This window comes from Bifidobacterium sp. LH_417, from assembly GCF_056357035.1.
Genome location: NZ_JBKEVI010000002.1, coordinates 1 through 18171 on the forward strand (window position 1 = coordinate 1; position 18171 = coordinate 18171).

The 18171-nt window shown below is 63.3% G+C and carries 13 protein-coding genes; 12 read left to right on the forward strand and 1 reads right to left on the reverse strand.

All coding sequences use genetic code 11. The features are described from left to right. Positions 1-2080: 2080 nt before the first annotated feature. The 8 genes from rpmE to AC1AYR_RS02235 all read left to right on the forward strand — a co-directional run bounded on the left by rpmE (position 2081) and on the right by AC1AYR_RS02235 (position 9805). Positions 2081-2293, forward strand: coding sequence for a 50S ribosomal protein L31 (rpmE, locus tag AC1AYR_RS02200; protein WP_151917191.1), 213 nt, complete (start codon positions 2081-2083; stop codon positions 2291-2293). A 126-nt stretch (positions 2294-2419) separates the two neighbouring features. After that, a complete protein-coding gene (gene prfA / locus AC1AYR_RS02205; RefSeq protein ID WP_476511338.1) occupies positions 2420-3508 on the forward strand; it encodes a peptide chain release factor 1 in 1089 nt (362 codons plus the stop codon). After that, positions 3508-4398, forward strand: a complete 891-nt coding sequence (gene prmC / locus AC1AYR_RS02210) for a peptide chain release factor N(5)-glutamine methyltransferase (RefSeq protein ID WP_476511337.1) — start codon at positions 3508-3510, stop codon at positions 4396-4398. The genes prfA and prmC overlap by 1 nt, the downstream gene beginning before the upstream one ends. A gap of 380 nt (positions 4399-4778) precedes the next feature. After that, positions 4779-5957, forward strand: coding sequence for an ABC transporter substrate-binding protein (locus tag AC1AYR_RS02215; protein WP_476511336.1), 1179 nt, complete (start codon positions 4779-4781; stop codon positions 5955-5957). A gap of 187 nt (positions 5958-6144) precedes the next feature. Continuing rightward, the gene (locus AC1AYR_RS02220; RefSeq protein WP_476511335.1) at positions 6145-7071 is read left to right on the forward strand and encodes a branched-chain amino acid ABC transporter permease; all 927 of its coding nucleotides are present in this window, start codon (positions 6145-6147) and stop codon (positions 7069-7071) included. 1 nt (position 7072) lies between these two features. After that, positions 7073-8206 (forward strand): branched-chain amino acid ABC transporter permease, encoded by a 1134-nt coding sequence (locus tag AC1AYR_RS02225; RefSeq protein ID WP_476511334.1) that lies wholly within the window; start codon positions 7073-7075, stop codon positions 8204-8206. 1 nt (position 8207) lies between these two features. Beyond that, on the forward strand, positions 8208-9101 hold the full coding sequence (locus AC1AYR_RS02230) for an ABC transporter ATP-binding protein (protein ID WP_476511333.1): 894 nt from the start codon (positions 8208-8210) through the stop codon (positions 9099-9101). After that, the gene (locus tag AC1AYR_RS02235) at positions 9101-9805 is read left to right on the forward strand and encodes an ABC transporter ATP-binding protein (RefSeq protein WP_476511332.1); all 705 of its coding nucleotides are present in this window, start codon (positions 9101-9103) and stop codon (positions 9803-9805) included. Before AC1AYR_RS02230 ends, AC1AYR_RS02235 begins: the two co-directional genes overlap by 1 nt. 89 nt (positions 9806-9894) lie before the next feature. Here AC1AYR_RS02235 and AC1AYR_RS02240 read toward each other — a convergent pair whose 3' ends face one another. Next, positions 9895-10596: a sugar O-acetyltransferase gene (locus AC1AYR_RS02240; protein WP_476511331.1), complete on the reverse strand. Its 702-nt coding sequence runs from the start codon at positions 10594-10596 to the stop codon at positions 9895-9897. A 153-nt stretch (positions 10597-10749) separates the two neighbouring features. On the opposite strand from AC1AYR_RS02240, the gene AC1AYR_RS02245 reads away from it, so the two are divergent. From AC1AYR_RS02245 to AC1AYR_RS02260, 4 genes are all read left to right on the forward strand, one after another. Further along, a complete protein-coding gene (locus AC1AYR_RS02245; protein WP_476511330.1) occupies positions 10750-11397 on the forward strand; it encodes an L-threonylcarbamoyladenylate synthase in 648 nt (215 codons plus the stop codon). Next, entirely contained in the window at positions 11394-12581 is a 1188-nt protein-coding gene (locus AC1AYR_RS02250; protein WP_476511329.1) for an MraY family glycosyltransferase, read from the forward strand. The genes AC1AYR_RS02245 and AC1AYR_RS02250 overlap by 4 nt, the downstream gene beginning before the upstream one ends. 169 nt (positions 12582-12750) lie before the next feature. Continuing rightward, on the forward strand, positions 12751-14301 hold the full coding sequence (gene guaB / locus AC1AYR_RS02255) for an IMP dehydrogenase (protein WP_476502501.1): 1551 nt from the start codon (positions 12751-12753) through the stop codon (positions 14299-14301). Positions 14302-14578: 277 nt separating this feature from the next. Continuing rightward, positions 14579-18160: an SNF2-related protein gene (locus AC1AYR_RS02260; RefSeq protein ID WP_476511328.1), complete on the forward strand. Its 3582-nt coding sequence runs from the start codon at positions 14579-14581 to the stop codon at positions 18158-18160. Positions 18161-18171: the final 11 nt, after the last annotated feature.

Genomic DNA, 18171 nt, shown 5'->3' on the forward strand with positions numbered 1-18171 from the left:
CCTACGGCTTCCACCACGTGAACAACCTCATCGCCCTGATCATGCTCCGATGCGGAGGACTCGACATACACCTACCCCAACCAAGAACCTAACCCACGAAAACAGCAGAAGCCTCCTTTATGTTTTGGTGTGTATGCCTCGTGCGACTCTGGCTTTTCCTCCCGCTGGCGGGAGGTGGCGCGCAGCGCCGGAGGGTGGCCGCGGGGCCAAGGTGTTGGGACGGCGGAGGCCGGCTCCGCTTCGATGCCCTTCGCTTCGCATTGTCTGTCATCGAAGAGGACGGTCCTGAAGGTTTCATGGCATTCCCTGATGGGGATTCGGGCCGGGAATATGGGGGTTCAATGTGGTGTGCCGGAATCCGGTTCCCATGTCGCCCGTCGAACCGGCTTGCGCCTCGGAGTCGCTGTTTCCCTCTCGGTAGGGGGTTGCCGTATCCGCCCCGGCAGGACGACGCACGTCGATATGCGCCCCGGCATCGCAAATCCTGGAGATGAATGGCTTCATCCGGAATATGCGTCGCGCCCTCTCTCAGCGTCCCGGATTCGGGAGGACGGACCCGTCGTCCGGGGTCCTGATGTCGGGAGGAGCGGGACTGGACGGGGAAGCGGCCTTCAAGGGGGATGTGGTCAGCCGGCCTTCGAACCGGGGCGTCTGGGTGCTTCACACTGATCTCATGGCTGCATCGTGCTTCGCAACCGTTTGATTCCTTGTGCTTCACACGTTGGGTCGATTCGCGCCGTGAGGAATTGGCGGCGATGCTCCGCTACGGCGTGTAGGGATTGCGTCATGGCGCGGCCGTGTGCCATTGTGATGTGCGGAATCCGCACCGCGGGGCAGTCGTAAGGGCGACGGCGCTCCATTACGGCGTGCCGGAATCGCGCCGTGGGGTGCGATGGTGCTCCACAACGTTGCTTGGGGATTGTGTTGTGGCACGGCGGTGCGCCACAACATGGTTGCGGGAGGCGATTCACGGGAGTTGTGGCGCGATATGGGGGCCCTTCTGCTCCACAACGCGCGGTGGGAACGATACCGGCGGCTGTTGTGGAGCAGGCCCGCTCCACAACAGGAGCCGGAGCCGGGATTGCGGGGAGTTGTGGCGCGCTTTACGGGTCGGGAACGCCGAAAACAAGGGTTTGCACGGAGGTCGCGGCGGGACGCCGCTCCACAACAGGCCCTCCGGCACGTGTTGTGGAGCAGTCCTACCGGAGACATGGAGATGGGCAACCGCGCGCCGCGCGCGACCGACCGGCCCCTCACCGGCGAACGCACCGAATCCCGGCGCGACCACCCTCCGACGCTGCGCGCCTCCTCCCGCCAGCGGGAGGGGGATGGCGATCATCGCGCAATATATCCGCGACCTGACCGCCACCTCCCGCCAGCGGGAGGGGAGAAGAGACGAAAGCCAGCTCGCGCACATCACCTCCCGCCAGGGGAGGAAGTAAGAGAGCTGCAGGCGCATGGTCCGGCATCACGGCACCTTCGACTCGCGACCACCCTCCGACGCTGCGCGCCTCCTCCCGCCAGCGGGGAGGATAGTGATCATCGCGCAATACATCCGCGACCTGACCGCCACCTCCCGCCAGCGGGAGGGGAGAAGAGACGAAAGCCAGCTCGCGCACATCACCTCCCGCCAGGGGAGGAAGTAAGAGAGCTGCAGGCGCATGGTCCGGCATCACGGCACCTTCGACTCGCGACCACCCTCCGACGCTACACGGCACCTCCCGCCAGCGGGAGGAGGATAGCGATCATCGCGCAATACATCCGCGACCTGACCGCTATCTTCCGTCATCGGGAGGGGAATGCGAGTCGCAACCGCACGGGCCATACGCGCCACAATGCGAAGAGATGCTGTTCTTCACGGCTCAGCCCGCGGGGGCACTTCGTGCCGCAATCTGCTGGCTCACTGTCGTTCGCCTTCGCCTAACAACGCCTCTGCCGTGTTCTTCACGGCTTAGCCCGCGAGGCGCTTGGTGTTGTGGTGTGGAATGTCGGAGCCGTGGTCTATCATCCACTAGGTTCCGGTTCACGCCAGCCACAGGGGCGAGGCGACCCGGGTCACCTGAATTCCTTAGGAGACACCATGAAGCAGGGTATCCATCCCGATTACCATGCCGTCGAGGTTCTGTGCTCGTGCGGCAACACCTTCGTCACCCGTTCCACCTACAAGGGCGACCACATGACGGTCGACGTGTGCTCGAAGTGCCACCCCTTCTACACCGGCAAGCAGAAGATCCTCGACACCGGTGGCCGCGTCGCCCGCTTCGAGCGTCGCTACGGCAAGAAGACCAAGTAGCATACTTGACGCCAGTCCCACGAGACGGATCGGCGCGCTTCGGCGTACCGTTCCGTCATCAATCGCGGGACTGGCGTTTTTGTATGCCCGCATACCCATCCGACCCCAAGGAAGAGAAGACGCCCCATGGCAGACGAGCAGTTCCCCGCGGCGGCGACCGCGTTGGAGGAATACCAGTCCATCGAACAGGAGATGGCCAGCCCCGAAGTGGTGACGAACCCGGACAAGATGCGCAAGCTGGGCCGTCGTCACGCCGAGCTTGGCGCGATCGTCTCCGCATACAAGACCTACCTTTCCGTTCGCGACGACCTTGAGGCCGCCCGTGAGATGGCCGGCGAGGACCCGGACTTCGCGGCCGAGGCGAAGCGCCTCGAAGCCGAGCTGCCGGAAGCGGAGGAGAAGCTTCGCACCGCGCTCATCCCGCGCGACCCCGACGACGCGCGCGACACCATCATGGAGATCAAGGCCGGCACCGGCGGCGAGGAGGCCGCGTTGTTCGCCGGCGACCTGCTGCGCATGTACACCCGTTACGCGGAGAAGCGCGGCTGGACCGTCACCATCCAGTCGGAGAACGGCACCGAGCTCGGCGGCGTCAAGGACGTGCAGATCGCCATCCGCGCCAAAGGCACGCCCGCCCCGGAGGACGGCGTGTGGGCGTCGCTCAAGTACGAGGGCGGCGTGCATCGCGTGCAGCGCATTCCCGTCACCGAATCGCAGGGCCGCATCCAGACGTCCGCGGCCGGCGTGATCGTCTTCCCCGAAGCCGACGAGGACGACGACGAGATCGAGATCGATCCGAAGGACCTCAAGATCGACATCTTCATGAGCTCCGGTCCAGGCGGCCAGTCCGTGAACACCACGTACTCCGCGGTGCGCATGACCCACCTGCCCACCGGCATCACCGTGAACATGCAGGACGAGAAGTCGCAGATCCAGAACCGCGCCGCCGCGCTGCGCGTGCTCAAGAGCCGCCTGCTCGCCATGAAGCACGAGCAGGAGGCCGCCGAGGCCGCCGACATGCGCCACTCGCAGGTACGTTCCCTCGACCGTTCCGAGCGCATCCGCACCTACAACTTCCCGGAGAACCGCATCGTCGATCATCGCACCAACTACAAGGCGTACAACCTCGATCAGGTGCTCGACGGCGACCTGCAGGCCGTGATCGACTCCGACATCCAGGCCGACGAAGCCGAGCGTCTCGCCAATCAGCAGTGATGAACGTCGACGACACGATCCGCAAGACCGCCGCGCGACTGCGTGAGGCCGGTGTCGACACGCCGGAGCATGACGCGAAGCTCCTGCTCGCCGAAGCGGCGGGCGTGGAGCTTCGCGACGTGGACAAGGCGCTGCTCATGGGCGACGCGCTCGACCTGACGGACGAGAGCGCCGTGCGCTTCGACGCGATGGTCGCCCGTCGCGCCGCGCGCGAGCCTCTGCAGCACATCACCGGGCATGCGCCGTTCCGCTATCTCGATCTGAAAGTCGGTCCCGGCGTGTTCATCCCACGGCCGGAGACCGAGACCGTCGTGCAGGCGGGCCTCGACTGGATCACACGCCACGGGCTGTACCATCCGACCGTCGTCGACCTGTGCGCCGGCTCGGGCGCGATCGGCCTCGCCGTCGCGACCGAGGTTCCCGGCGCCGAGGTGTGGGCCGTCGAGAAGTCGCCGGAAGCATACGCATGGACGGAACGCAACCGCGATCTCGTCGCGCGCGCGAACCCGACCGCCGGCTACAACTACCACCTCGAACTGGGGGACGCGACCAGCCCGCTCACTCTGCCGCAGCTCGACGGCCGCGTCGACATCGTCATCACGAACCCGCCGTACGTGCCGCTCGACCAGATTCCCGAACAACCCGAAGTGCGCGATCACGATCCCGCGCTCGCGCTGTACGGCGGGTCCGCGGACGGCACGCTCATCCCCGAGCGGATCGTGCTGCGCGCCGCGGGGCTGCTGCGCTCCGGCGGTGTGCTGGTGATGGAGCATGATGTGACGCAGGGAGAGCGTCTCGTCGCCTGCGCGCGCGCCAACGGATTCGCATCCGCGCGCACCGAGAACGATTGGACCGGCCGCCCGCGGTTCCTCTTCGCCGAACGCGCCTGACCGTCGCCCGTCGCCCGTCGCCGGCCACATGCATATGTCGCACGCCGACGTGCGGCAGGCGACCCCGGTCGGCCGGACCTGCCAAAGCCGTCCGCAATGCGAGATTGTTTCGCAATGCGGGCGGCTTTGTGGGTTGTCTCACAATAAGAAACACCATTGCATCCGGTACCGGCATGCCTGTATAACAGTCGGCGGCAAGCATCGTAGGAGAGAGGGCTTCGGGTGCCGTCCATGGCCACAAGCCATGAGACCGCACGCCGCCTGCAATCGCCTCGCGCGCACATCATGCGCGTTCCCACATGTCCGGCCCGGCCCATAACGGCCCGCCCGGGCGTGGCCTCGATGCGATATTCACGAAGAAGAAAGAAGGAAGAACAGACATGTTCTCCAAGAAGATGATCGCGGCCGGCGCGGCCGCCGTCATGGCCATGTCGCTCGCCGGCTGCTCCGGCGGCAGCATGGACGACTCCTCCAACTCCAGCTCCGCGGCTTCGGGCGACACCATCACCATCGGCTCCGTGACCACCAACTCCGGTACCGCCGCCGCATACGGCGAGGCCGAGGTCAAGGGCTTCGAACTGGCCGTCTCCGAGATCAACGCCAAGGGCGGCATCAACGGCAAGAAGGTCAAGCTCGAGTCCATGGACGACAAAGGCGACGCCACCGAGGCGTCCAACGCGTACAACAAGCTCGCCGCCGACAACAACGTGATTGCCGTGGCCGGCCCGACCATCTCCGCCACGACCGCCGCCGTCGCGCCGCTGGCCGACCAGACCAAGCTGGTCACCATCGCCCCGGCCGCCACCTCCGACTCCATCGAGACCGGCAACTACCTGTTCCGCACCTGCTTCAAGGACTCCTACCAGGGTGAGGTGGCCGCCCGCTTCGCCGCCGAGAACCTGAAGGTCAAGAAGGTCGCCGTGCTCTACGGCACCGGCGATCCGTACTCCTCCGGCGTGGGCGAGGCCTTCGCCAAGGCCGCCGAAAAGCTCGGCATGCAGGTCGTGGCCAAGGAGAGCTCCTCCTCCGCCGACGACACCGAGTACTCCGCCCAGCTGCAGAAGATCCAGGCCTCCGGTGCCGAGCTCCTGTACGCTCCGTACTACTACTCCGTGGCCGGCCCGTACATCATCCCGCAGGCCCGCTCCGTCGGCTTCGAGGGCTACGTGATGGGCCCCGACGGCTACGACGGCCTCAAGCTCACCGGCGACAAGTCCCAGTACAACAAGACCTTCTACACCACCCACTACTCGGCCGACGACACCTCCAACACCAAGGTGCAGGACTTCATCAAGTCCTACAAGTCGAAGAACAACGCCGAGCCGAACACCTTCGCGGCCCTCGGCTACGACACGATCTACATGATCAAGCAGGCCATCGAGAAGGCCGGCAAGAACGCCACCCGCGAGGACGTGCGCAACGCCGTCGCCGGCATGAGCTTCGAAGGCGTGACCGGCAAGTTCACGATGGACAAGTCCGGTTCGCCGACCAAGTCCGTGATCGTGCTCGAACTCAAGGACGGCAAGCCCGTCTACAACACCACCGTCCAGCCCAAGTGAGCCACGCTCCAGTGAGCACCGCCCACCAAGGTCGCGGCGTGTGACGCGACGAGAACAGGAGAGCGGCCGGTTTCGCCGGCCCTCTCCGTTTTTGCGTTTTCATGCGCCCGCTCCATTCGATTCAACCGATACGTCAAGTTAGTTTCGCTTAGTCTCATACTGAGTCTCATACAAGAAAGGGGGAGCGATGACCGATCAGATCATCATGTTCATCAGCCAGCTGTTCAGCGGCCTGAAGATCGGCAGCGTGTATTCGCTCGTGGCCTTGGGTTACACCATGGTCTACGGCATCATCCGACTGATCAACTTCGCCCACGGCGATTTCATCATGGTCGGCGCCTACGCGCTGATGCTCACCATTCCCGCCGTCGTCGCCGCGGGGCTGCCCGCCTGGGTGGCGGTCGTCCCGGCCATCCTCGTGTGCGTGGCCGTCGGCATCATCGTCGAGAAGGCCGCCTACAAGCCGGTGCGTGAGAAGGGCAACTCGATGACCGCCCTCATCACCGCCATCGCCATGTCGCTGCTGCTGGAGAACGGCTCGCAGGCCATCTTCGGCGCCGACTTCCAGACCGTCCCGACGATCTTCCACCTGCCGTCCATCGCGTTCGGCAAGCTCAAGCTGCCCGGCGACACGATCCTGACGATCGTGCTCGGCCTGATCATCATGGTCGGCCTGCAGCTGTTCGTCAAGTTCACCAAGCAGGGCAAGGCCATGCGCGCCGTCTCCGAAGACAAGGAGGCCGCCGTGCTCATGGGCATCAACGTGAACTCCACGATCGCCCTGACCTTCGCGATCGGCTCCGGCCTCGCCGCCGTCGCCTCGCTCATGTACTGCGCCGCCTACCCGCAGGTCTCTCCGATGATGGGCGCCATGCTCGGCCTCAAGGCGTTCGTCGCCGCCGTGCTCGGCGGCATCGGCTCGATCCCCGGTGCCATGGTCGGCGGCATCGTCATCGGCCTCGTGGAAAGCCTCACCAAGGCGTACATCGGCACGATCACCGGAGGCGTGATCACCTCGGCGTTCTCCGACGCCATCGTGTTCGCCATCCTGATCGTCGTGCTGCTGGTCAAGCCGTCCGGCATCATGGGCAAGAACGAGGGGGAGAAGGTCTGATATGAAGAAGTCCATGCTTTCCGTGAAGCAGTCGTACCTCGTCTGCTTCCTCGGCATCCTCGCCTCGTTCGGCGTCGTCATGGCGCTGTGCGAGTCCGGCATCGCCAACTCCTACATCAAGGGCATCATGATGACCGCGTGCATCGCCATCATCATGACCACCTCGCTGAACCTCACCATCGGCGTGCTCGGCCAGCTCACGCTCGGCTGCTGCGGCTTCGAGGCGATCGGCGCGTACGTGGCGGCACTCGCCTCCAAGTACATGGTCGCCACCGGTATGCTCGTCGATCCGACGCTGCGCTTCCTCGTCACCACGCTGCTCGGCGGCGTCGTGGCCTGCGTGTTCGGCATCCTCATCGGCATCCCGGCCCTGCGTCTGCACGGCGACTACCTCGCCATCATCACGCTCGGCTTCGGCGAGATCATCCGCGTGATCATCCAGAACCTCAAGGTGGCCGGCGGCATGGGTCTCGACAAGGGCGCGGCCGGCCAGGCGCTCATCGGCATCGAGCGCACCGCCAACCTGTACATCGTGTTCTGGATCATGGTCATCACCGTCGTGGTGCTGTTCATGTTCGGCCGTTCCCGCTACGGCCGCGCCGTCAAGGCCATCCGCGACGACGAGATCGCCGCCGGCGCCTCCGGCCTCAACACCACGTACCTCAAGGTGCTCGTCTTCGCGATCTCCGCGTTCTTCGCCGGCATCGCGGGCGGCATCTTCGCCCAGTACATCGGCTCGCTCAATCCGACGATGGCCGGCTGGCTCAACTCCATCAACTACGTGATCATGGTCGTCTTCGGCGGCATGGGTTCGATCACCGGCTCCATCGTCTCCGCGATCGGCCTGACGATCCTGCCGGAGCTGCTGCGCGCGTTCTCCGACTACCGCATGCTCGCGTACTCGGTGGTGCTCGTGCTCGTCATGATCTTCCGCCCGCAGGGCATCTTCGGCTCCTGGGAGTTCTCGCTGCCGCGCCTCGTGAACCGTCTGCTGTTCCGCAACCCGAAGGCCGAGGCCGAGGAGAAGGCCGAAGCCGCCGCGGATGAAGCCGCCGCGGGCGAAGCCGTTGCGGCCGAGGCCGTTGCGGCCGAGGCAGAGACCCCCGCAACCGCCACGGAAACGAAGGAGGCGTGACATGGCCGACGCGAAGAACGACGCGAAGAACGATGTGAAGAACGGCGAACAGCCCATCCTCAAGGCCGAGCATCTCGGCATCACCTTCGGTGGTCTCAAGGCCGTCTCCGACTTCAACATGACCATCAACAAGGGTGAGCTCATCGGTCTGATCGGCCCGAACGGCGCCGGCAAGACCACCGTGTTCAACCTGCTGACCGGCGTGTACAAGCCCACCGAAGGCGACTTCTGGCTGGACGGCGAGCACATGAACGGCAAGAAGACCTATCAGGTCGTGCGCGCCGGCATCGCCCGCACCTTCCAGAACATCCGCCTGTTCAAGCAGCTGACCGTCGAGCAGAACGTGCTCGTCGCCTTCGACGAGTCGTTCACCTACCACATGGGCGGTGCCATCTTCCGCACCCCGCGCTTCTGGAAGCAGGAGAACGAGATGCATGCCAAGGCGATGGATCTGCTCAAGATCTTCGACCTCGACGGCCTCGCCTCCACGCAGGCCGCGAACCTGCCGTACGGCCAGCAGCGCAAGCTCGAGATCGCGCGCGCCCTCGCCACCGGCATGAAGCTGCTGCTCCTCGACGAGCCGGCCGCCGGTATGAACCCGACCGAGACCGAGGACCTGCTGCGCTGCATCAACACGATCCGCGACCGCTTCGGCATCGCGATCCTGCTCATCGAACACGACATGAGCCTCGTGATGAGCGTGTGCCAGCGCATCCAGGTGCTCGACTACGGCCGCACGATCGCCTCCGGCACCCCCGAGCAGATCGCGAACAATCCGCAGGTCATCTCCGCCTACCTGGGCGCCGACGATTCCGACGACGCCGAAGCCGACTCCACCGACCACGCGACGCCCGAACCGAGCATCGCCAAGACCATGCAGGAAGGGGCACGCTGATGCTGGAAATCAAGGATCTGTGCGTCTCCTACGGCGCGATCGAGGCGGTCAAGGGCATCAGCCTGACCGTGAACGACGGCGAGATCGTCTCGCTCATCGGCGCGAACGGCGCCGGCAAGACGACGACGCTGCACACCATCACCGGCCTCGTGCCGGCGAAGTCCGGTTCGATCACCTACGACGGCCATGATCTGCTCAAGACGCACGCGAACAAGATCGTGACCCTCGGCATGGCGCACGTGCCGGAAGGCCGCCACGTGTTCACCCGCATGACCGTGCAGGAGAACCTGGAGATGGGCGCGTTCAGCCTCAAGGACCAGTCGGGCCTCACCAAGGATCTTGAGATGGTGTTCGACTACTTCCCGCGCCTCAAGGAGCGCCGCCGCCAGCTGGCCGGCACGCTCTCCGGCGGCGAGCAGCAGATGGTCGCCATGGGCCGCGCCCTGATGAGCCATCCGAAGACCATCCTCATGGACGAGCCGTCGATGGGCCTGTCGCCCAAGCTCGTCAAGGAGATCTTCAACATCATCGTGACGCTGCGCAAGGAGGGCATCACCGTGCTCCTCGTCGAGCAGAACGCGAAGATGGCCCTGTCCATCGCCGATCGCGCCTACGTCCTCGAGACGGGCCGCATCACGATGGAGGGCAAGGCCTCCGACCTGCTCCACGACGAGAAGGTCCGCAAGGCCTACCTCGGCGCGTGATACGCCGGATAGCCCGATATGAGAACGCCTCCCTTCCGATGAGGGAGGCGTTCTCATATCCGGGACGAATCTGCTTGGAATCCGTGTATCTACTTGGCGTAGTCCTGGTAGACGCTGGCATCCTTGTCGGTGATCGTCTTGATCACGCGGGCCGGATTGCCGACGGCCACCGAGTTCGCGGGGATGTCCTTGGTGACGACCGCGCCGGCGCCGATCACGCAGCCGTCGCCGATGGTCACGCCGCCGAGCACGGTCACGTTGCCGCCGAACCAGCAGTTCGACCCGATCACGATCGGTTCGCCGTACTCGTAGTCGTAGGCGGTGCCGTCCTCGCGCGTGCGCACGTTGCGGTCCTGCCACCGAAGCGGGTGCATCGGCGGCAACAGGGAGACGTTCGGCCCGAACAGCACGTCGTCGCCGATGGTGACCGGCGCGCAGTCGAGTACGGTGAAGTTGAAGTTCGCGAACACGCGGTCGCCGATGCGCGTGTGACATCCGTAGTCGAAGAAGACGGGACCCATCACGTCGAGGTTCTCGCCGTGGCCAGGCAGCAGCTCGTCGAGGATCGCGGCGCGCGTCGCGTCGTCGTGGCGGGAGGTCGCGTTGAAGCGGGTGCACAGGTCGCCGGCCTTGCGGCGCATCGCGTCGAGTTCGCTGTCGGAGGCATCATACAGTTTGCCGTCGAGCATCTCCTCGAGTTCGCTGCGGCGCGGCGTGCGCAGCTCGACGGGCGGTACCGCGGACGCGGCGGAATCGTTGGAAACGTTGTCATCGGTGGTGACGTCGGTCATGATGCTCCTTTGCGATGGGGTGATAGGGCCTGCGCTGCGGCATGGTTTCCGCTTCAGCATACGTGTACGACCGTACATAACGGATGGTGTGTGGCGGTCGAGGTGCGATGGTGCAATGATGGACTGTGGAAAACAGGTGTCAGGAGGCGTTCGATGAGTGAGATTCGTGCGATCGACGACGATGCGCTGCGCGAGGCGGCCGCGATCGTGAGGGACGGCGGACTGGTGGTGATCCCCACGGACACGGTGTACGGAATCGCCGGAGACCCGCGTTCCGACCGTGCCATCGACCGCATCTACGAGCTCAAGCGCCGCCCGCGCTTCAAGGCGCTGCAGGTGCTGCTCGCCAGCGTCGACCAGCTGGACGAGATCGGCCTTGACCTGCCGGCCCCGCTCAACCGTCTCGCCGCGCGGTTCCTTCCCGGCGCGTTCTCGCCAATCGCCGTGGCGCGTGAGGGCTGCACGCTGAAGACGATCGCGAAGGACGGCACGCAGGGCATCCGCGTGCCCAACTCGGCGCTCGCATTGCGCGTCCTCAGGGCCACGGGCCCGCTCGCCGCGTCGAGCGCCAACCTGTCCGGCGGCGAAAGCGCGCAAAGCGTCCACGAGGCCGTCGAAGCGTTCGGTGACGCGGTCGCCCTGTATCTCGATGGCGGTTCGACGCCCGGCCACGTCTCCAGCACCGTCGTCGCCGCCGACCCGCACGAGCGCGACGGCATCGCCATCCTGCGCGAAGGCGTGATCGGACAGAACGAGATCCGCGCCGCGCTGCACGTCAACGGGGGAGGACTCGGCGCATGAGAATCTACCTGTTCATCGCCGCCATCGCCGGCGGAGCCACATACCTGCTGACGCCGCTCATCCGCCACATCGCGATCGAGATCGGCGCGGTAGGCGAGGTGCGCGCCCGCGACGTGCACACGATCCCGACGCCGCGCATGGGCGGCCTCGGCATGATGCTCGGCTTCGCCGTGGCCATGCTGTTCGCCAGCCGTATCGGCTTCATCCGGGGATTGTTCCAGGACAGCCACATGCCATGGGTCGTGCTCGCCGGGGCGATCATGATCTGCCTGCTCGGCATGGCCGACGACCTGTGGGATCTCGACTGGATGCTCAAGCTCGCCGGCCAGCTGCTCATCTCCGTGTTCGTCGCGTGGGGCGGCCTGCAGATCATCTCCCTGCCGCTCGGCTCGCTCGTCACCGCCTCGCCGAGTCTGTCGATGGCGATCACCGCGTTCCTCATCGTCGCGTCGATCAACGCGGTCAACTTCGTCGACGGCCTCGACGGCCTCGCCTCCGGCATCGTCGCGATCGGCGGCATCGCGTTCGCGATCTACTCGTACATCCTCGCGCGCACGTCGCCCTCCTACGCGTCGATGGCGACGCTCATCGACGTGGCGCTCGTCGGCATCTGCATCGGGTTCATCCTGCACAACTGGCATCCGGCGAAGCTGTTCATGGGTGATTCCGGTTCGATGCTGCTCGGCTACCTCATCACCTGCGCGTCGATCGTGATGACCGGCCGCATTGATCCCGCATCGGTGCACACCAGCATGTACCTGCCCGTGTTCATGCCGATCCTGCTGCCGATCCTCGTGCTGTTCCTGCCCGTGCTCGACATGTGCCTCGCAATCGTGCGCAGGCTCGCGAAGGGCCAATCGCCGATGCACCCCGACCGCATGCACCTGCACCACCGGATGCTGCGCATCGGACACAGCGTGCGCGGCGCCGTCGCGATCCTGTGGTCGTGGGCCGCGCTCATCTCGTTCGGCTCGCTGATGATTCTGTTCTTCAAGGCGTGGCACGTGTTCATCGGCATGATGGTCGTGGGCGCGGTGCTCGCCGTCGTCACCATGTACCCGTATCTCAAACGCCGCGTGCCGGAAATCATCGAGGAGAACGCGCGCGAGGCGGTCGCCAAGGCGGCGCACGCCTCGGGGCGTGTGAACGAGGACGCCGAACAGGACGGGAAAACCAAGGAATGACGGGGCGCGCGGCGTTTCGCGGCGATGCGCGAGGTGACTCCCGCGCCCCGATACGACGGTGATGGCGACAGGTGCCGGACCGGACGCGGCACCCCGCGTGAACCGGCGGCGGAACGCCGTATACACGATGATCGCACGTAACGTCACCCCACGTTCTTATAGTGGTCACATGGCTACAAACCCCGATATGAACGCGCAGTCCGCGTACGCTCCGCTTCCTCCGATCTTCGCCAAGCTCGGCCTCGCCTATGACGATGTGCTGCTGCTGCCGAACGAGACGGACGTCATCCCCTCCGAGGTGGACACCACCACCCATCTGACCCGTAAGATCACGATGAAGGCCCCGGTCCTCTCCGCCGCCATGGACACCGTGACCGAGTCCGAGATGGCCATCGCCATGGCCCGCAACGGCGGCATCGGCGTGCTGCACCGCAACCTTTCCATCGACGACCAGGCCGCCCAGGTCGACGTCGTCAAGCGCTCCGAGTCCGGCATGATCACCGACCCGCTGACCGTCAACCCGGACGTCACCCTCGCCGACCTCGACAAGCTGTGCGGCAAGTTCCACATCTCCGGCCTGCCGGTCGTCGACAAGGACAACAAGCTCGTCGGCATCATCACCAACCGTGACATGCGCTTCATCGCGTCCGAGGACTACGACCACCTCAAGGTCAAGGACGTCATGACCCGCGAGAATCTCATCACCGGCCCGTCCAACATCTCCAAGGAGGACGCGCACGACCTGCTCGCCAAGCACAAGGTCGAGAAGCTGCCGCTCGTCGACGCCGAAGGCCATCTGACCGGCCTGATCACCGTGAAGGACTTCGTCAAGACCGAGCAGTACCCGGACGCCACCAAGGACGAGCAGGGCCGCCTGCGCGTCGCCGCCGGCGTCGGCTTCCTCGGCGACGCCTGGCAGCGTGCCTCCGCCCTGATGGAGGCCGGCGTCGACGTGCTCGTCGTCGACACCGCGAACGGCGAGGCCCGTCTCGCCCTCGACATGATCTCCCGCCTCAAGCATGATTCCGCCTTCGACGGCGTGCAGATCATCGGCGGCAACGTCGGCACCCGTTCCGGCGCGCAGGCGATGATCGACGCCGGCGCCGACGCCGTCAAGGTCGGCATCGGACCGGGCTCCATCTGCACCACGCGCGTGGTCGCCGGCGTCGGCGTCCCGCAGCTCACCGCCGTGTACGAGGCCGCCCAGGCCTGCCGTGCGGCCGGCGTGCCCTGCATCGCCGACGGCGGCATCCACTACTCCGGCGACATCGCCAAGGCCCTCGTGGCCGGCGCGTCCTCCGTGATGCTTGGCGGCACCCTCGCCGGCTGCGAGGAGGCCCCGGGCGAGAAGGTGCTCCTGCACGGCAAGCAGTACAAGCTGTACCGCGGCATGGGCTCCCTCGGCGCGATGGCCCCGCGCGGCAAGAAGTCCTACTCCAAGGACCGCTACTTCCAGGCCGACGTCACCTCCAACGACAAGGTCGTGCCGGAGGGCGTCGAGGGCGAGGTCCCGTACCGCGGACCGCTCAACGCCGTGCTCTACCAGATGCTCGGCGGCCTGCACCAGTCGATGTTCTACATCGGCGCGCACAACATCGGCGAGATGGCCGAGAAGGGCCGCTTCATCCGCATCACCGACGCCGGCCTGCGCGAGTCACATCCGCACGACATCGTGATGACGGCCGAGGCGCCGAACTACTCCGGCTTCCACGCCAACTGATCGGCGCGTCCAGTCGGGTAGCGTATGACGCGTAAGTGGGGTCCCACCGTTTCCGGGTGGGACCCCACTTCGCGTATGTGTGCGGTGAACCGTGCGCCGCCGTCGCGTCTACGCCGTGAGCCGTATACATGATGGTGGGCCATTGAAACCTGGAACTCGATTCAGAATCGCGTTTTACCGTATCATGCAGAAGCCGTGGCGGAGTTGTCCGGTCATGTATAGTGACAAGTGCAAATCAGGGTCGAGTGTGTCCGCAGTCGAGGCGAGGGAGGGGAATATGGCGAAACTGGTTCATTTCGTCGATAATCGCAAGCGCTCTTTGGGGGAGATGCTGCGTCAAGTGGCTTCCGACCCCGCATACAAGGATTTGTCCATCGTCACCGGCTATTGGGATATGGCCGGAACGTCGATGCTGATCGACCTCATCAAGGACTATCGTTCCGTACGTATTCTGATTGGAGCGGAACCCTATTCCAATCCCAAATTGAATTTGGTGAATCTTTATAAGGATTTTCCTGCGTCGGACATCACCGAAGATCTCAGGGAACTGGGAAGGCTTCCTGAGGATGCTGTGGCGAAATACCGCGAGACTGCACGTATTCTCGCCATCATGATTCATGAAGGGCGTCTTCAGGTGCGCATCTGCAAGAAGCCGTTCATTCACGCGAAGGAGTATGTGTTCGGCTCATATGATACCCAAGGCGCCGTAGGTATCATCGGTTCCTCCAATTTTACGGGCAAAGGCCTTTCTGACATCGTGACCGGCGGCAATGCCGAGCTGAACTACCTTGAAGACGAAGAAGCCGTGGTGCTGTATCGTCCGGTGAATGACCAACAACAGTATGGACATCTCTCCTGGTTCGATATGATGTGGAATCTTCCTGATGTGGAGGATTGGACCGGCGATTTTCAGGAGATTGTGAGCTCGTCGCCGGTGGGCAACAAGACATATGGGCCATATGACGTCTATATCGGCATTCTGATGCGTATGTTCCCTGACGAGCTGGCTTCGGAGACGAATCCGGAAGAGGGGGAACGTTCTGATGCCATGTACTTCTACCAGAAGCGCAATGCCGGTATCCTAATCAATAAGCTGAACCGTTCGGGAACGGCGATCCTTGCGGATTCTGTGGGTCTGGGTAAGACGGTAACCGCGGGCGGGGTCATCCGCCATTATCGGGATAAGGGCAAAAGAAACATCGTCATTCTTCCCCCGGCCAAGCTGAAAAGCCAGTGGCGTATGGATCTGAACGAGTTTTTTGGACTCGGGGAGGGTGATTACGAACTCGTCTCCCAGCAGGATATTCATGCAGTACAGGCACTGCGTGCCTCCTACCGCAAATCGTATCCGGCCGATCTCATCGTGATCGACGAGGCCCATAATCTCCGTAACGAACGTTCCGAAAGATTCAAGGCCATTTTGGGACTGATTGCGGATAATCCAGAGGCGAAGGTGTTGCTGCTGACCGCGACGCCCATCAATAACGGATTCAAGGACTTGGTCAGTCAATTGGAGCTTGGATTGGGCGGTCGCACGCAATCCGGGGTCATCGTATCGTATGAGGATCCGTTGAAGCGCGGCGATACGGTGCAGAGCAAGGATTTCTTCGAGTTCCTCCGCGAACTGGAGAACCGCCGCAAAGCAGCCGAGCGTCGGAACGAACAATTCGAGTGGGAACGATACCGTCAGCCGCTTTCGCAGGGAATCGGCCATTTTGTGGTGAGATCCACCCGTCAAGGCGTGCAGGAAGAGTCAAAACTGCTTGGCTTTGCCTCATCGATTCGATTCCCTGAGAACCGGTTCGAGACGATTGGCTATTCATTCTCGGATACGGCAACCACCGTGACCGAGAAAGTGATCGCCCAGCATGCAGACGTTTTCGAATCGGTGGACCCGTTTGCGGTGGATTTGGATGCATTGGCGGAAGAGACGCAGCGTTTGGCTCATCCGATTGACATCGTCAAGCAGGATCGAACCCGTTTCCTTGGAGAGGTCCGGAAATCTCGTTCGCTGGTCGATTTGGTGTTTCGGTTGATGTCCCTGCTGGGATTCTCCGCCTACCGTTCCATGCTCTACCAATGGCGATACCGTGAGGCCACACTCGACGACATTGCTTCGATGGATCTTTCGGATGAAGAGTCTTCGATGATTCAGTCATGTCTGACCATGCACAACATCTTGCAGACGCTTTGGCTGAAACGTTTGGAATCCTCCTTGGAGGCGCTTCGTCTGTCCGTGGAACGGTACCGCGAACGTCTTGAGCTGTTCCTGAAATACTTGGATGCCGGACACATCATGAAAATGGCTGATCTAGCGATGCCGGATGAGGACGATGATTCGGATTCCTCCTCGTTGTGGGATGACGATTCCCAAGACGTCGAGCGGACGCTTCAAGGAATAGAGGATTCATCCGTTGCGGCGGACGGGACGGTTTTCGATGTGGAGGGATTGCGCCGCGACGTCTGCAGGGACCGGGCTATCGTCGACGTATTGCTTGAATCGTTGGCAGCATGCATCGATGGCAACCTGGATTCCAAGCTCGATGCGCTGTGCGACGAGTTCAAGCGGGTGCTCGATGGTGGCGGACATGGACGGAAGATCCTGGTGTTCAGCGCCTATGCGGACACCATCCGCTACCTGCAGCGTCGACTTCCGTCTTTGCTGGGGACAAAAATCGACAGATTCTCGGAGAAATCAGCGTTTCTGACCGCCGCTTCCACCGATCTGGAAACGACGGTGAAGCGTTTCTCCCCGGTTTCCAAGAAATATGTGTTGGCCAGCGGAGAGCACGAGCTGGATTACCTGTTTTCCACCGATGTGCTTTCGGAGGGACAAAACCTGCAGGATGCCGGTGTGCTCATCAATTACGATCTGCATTGGAATCCGGTGCGCATGGTACAGCGCAATGGTCGTGTGAACCGTCTGGGATCGCCATATGAGGAGGTGCTTATCGGCAATATGGCTCCGGCCGCGGATCTGGAGTACTATCTGGGGTTGCTTTCCAAACTGCAGGGCAAGATCGAGACGATCAAGCAATCGATAGGCACCGATCAGGGCATCCTGACCGTCGAAGACGAGAATCCCATCGAATACATTCAAGACATCTACAGTGGCGATGAGGAACGGACCCAAGAGGCCGTGGCGCGGATGGAAGGGGACAACGATATGCTGTCCTGGCAGAACGAGCATGTATACGCGCTCAGGGAATTCCTGCATCAAGCCACGCCTGCGGATATGGAGCGAATCGAATCCATGCCCGTCGGCAAATGGAACTATCTGCCGGCCAAGACGGCTTCGGCCCGTACCGTGGTGACGTTGTGTGAAAGCCCGAACGGTTCCGGAGCCTTCTCGAACCATCGATTCATCCGCGTGGATGTGGCGGCGAGGAACCGGGCGGAGCTGATTGCTCCGGAAACGGCTTTGGAGTTGTTCAGGACCGATTCCGGTGATAATGCGAGACGTGTGGATCACTCGCACATGAATCGTAATGAGATCGAACGATTGTCAGTGGCGATGGCCGGCGTGAGGAAGCAACGCGCGTCCTCGCAACCCTTCCATCCGAAGAACGCGAAAGACGTACCTTATCTGGGTCTGTTGCAGAAGCGACTGAACATGGGAAACCTGTTGATGGCGCTCAGCAAGGTTCCGGAGCTGTTGCAGGCGGGGCGACGATACAACGAGTTGATGCGGCGGCTCAAGAAGGAAGGAGACGCCGTGCCCGATTTGTCTTCCTTGACGATCAGCGAGAAACTGCTTGATGACTGGCGGATGTTCATCACCGATCTCGAGACGGAGGAAGGCGCCGACTCCGGACAGCGGTGGCGTTGCGTCCTCAGCAGCATGTCCCCGGATCTGTAGAGCCACGGACG

Excerpts from the sequence above, each read along its gene's own strand:
- AC1AYR_RS02230 (WP_476511333.1), top strand. The coding sequence starts at position 8,208 with ATGGCCGACGCGAAGAACGACGCGAAGAACGATGTGAAGAACGGCGAA.
- rpmE (WP_151917191.1), top strand. The coding sequence starts at position 2,081 with ATGAAGCAGGGTATCCATCCCGATTACCATGCCGTCGAGGTTCTGTGC.
- guaB (WP_476502501.1), top strand. The coding sequence starts at position 12,751 with ATGGCTACAAACCCCGATATGAACGCGCAGTCCGCGTACGCTCCGCTT.
- AC1AYR_RS02235 (WP_476511332.1), top strand. The coding sequence starts at position 9,101 with ATGCTGGAAATCAAGGATCTGTGCGTCTCCTACGGCGCGATCGAGGCG.
- AC1AYR_RS02250 (WP_476511329.1), top strand. The coding sequence starts at position 11,394 with ATGAGAATCTACCTGTTCATCGCCGCCATCGCCGGCGGAGCCACATAC.
- AC1AYR_RS02245 (WP_476511330.1), top strand. The coding sequence starts at position 10,750 with ATGAGTGAGATTCGTGCGATCGACGACGATGCGCTGCGCGAGGCGGCC.
- prmC (WP_476511337.1), top strand. The coding sequence starts at position 3,508 with ATGAACGTCGACGACACGATCCGCAAGACCGCCGCGCGACTGCGTGAG.
- AC1AYR_RS02220 (WP_476511335.1), top strand. The coding sequence starts at position 6,145 with ATGACCGATCAGATCATCATGTTCATCAGCCAGCTGTTCAGCGGCCTG.
- AC1AYR_RS02260 (WP_476511328.1), top strand. The coding sequence starts at position 14,579 with ATGGCGAAACTGGTTCATTTCGTCGATAATCGCAAGCGCTCTTTGGGG.
- AC1AYR_RS02225 (WP_476511334.1), top strand. The coding sequence starts at position 7,073 with ATGAAGAAGTCCATGCTTTCCGTGAAGCAGTCGTACCTCGTCTGCTTC.
- AC1AYR_RS02215 (WP_476511336.1), top strand. The coding sequence starts at position 4,779 with ATGTTCTCCAAGAAGATGATCGCGGCCGGCGCGGCCGCCGTCATGGCC.
- AC1AYR_RS02240 (WP_476511331.1), bottom strand. The coding sequence starts at position 10,596 with ATGACCGACGTCACCACCGATGACAACGTTTCCAACGATTCCGCCGCG.
- prfA (WP_476511338.1), top strand. The coding sequence starts at position 2,420 with ATGGCAGACGAGCAGTTCCCCGCGGCGGCGACCGCGTTGGAGGAATAC.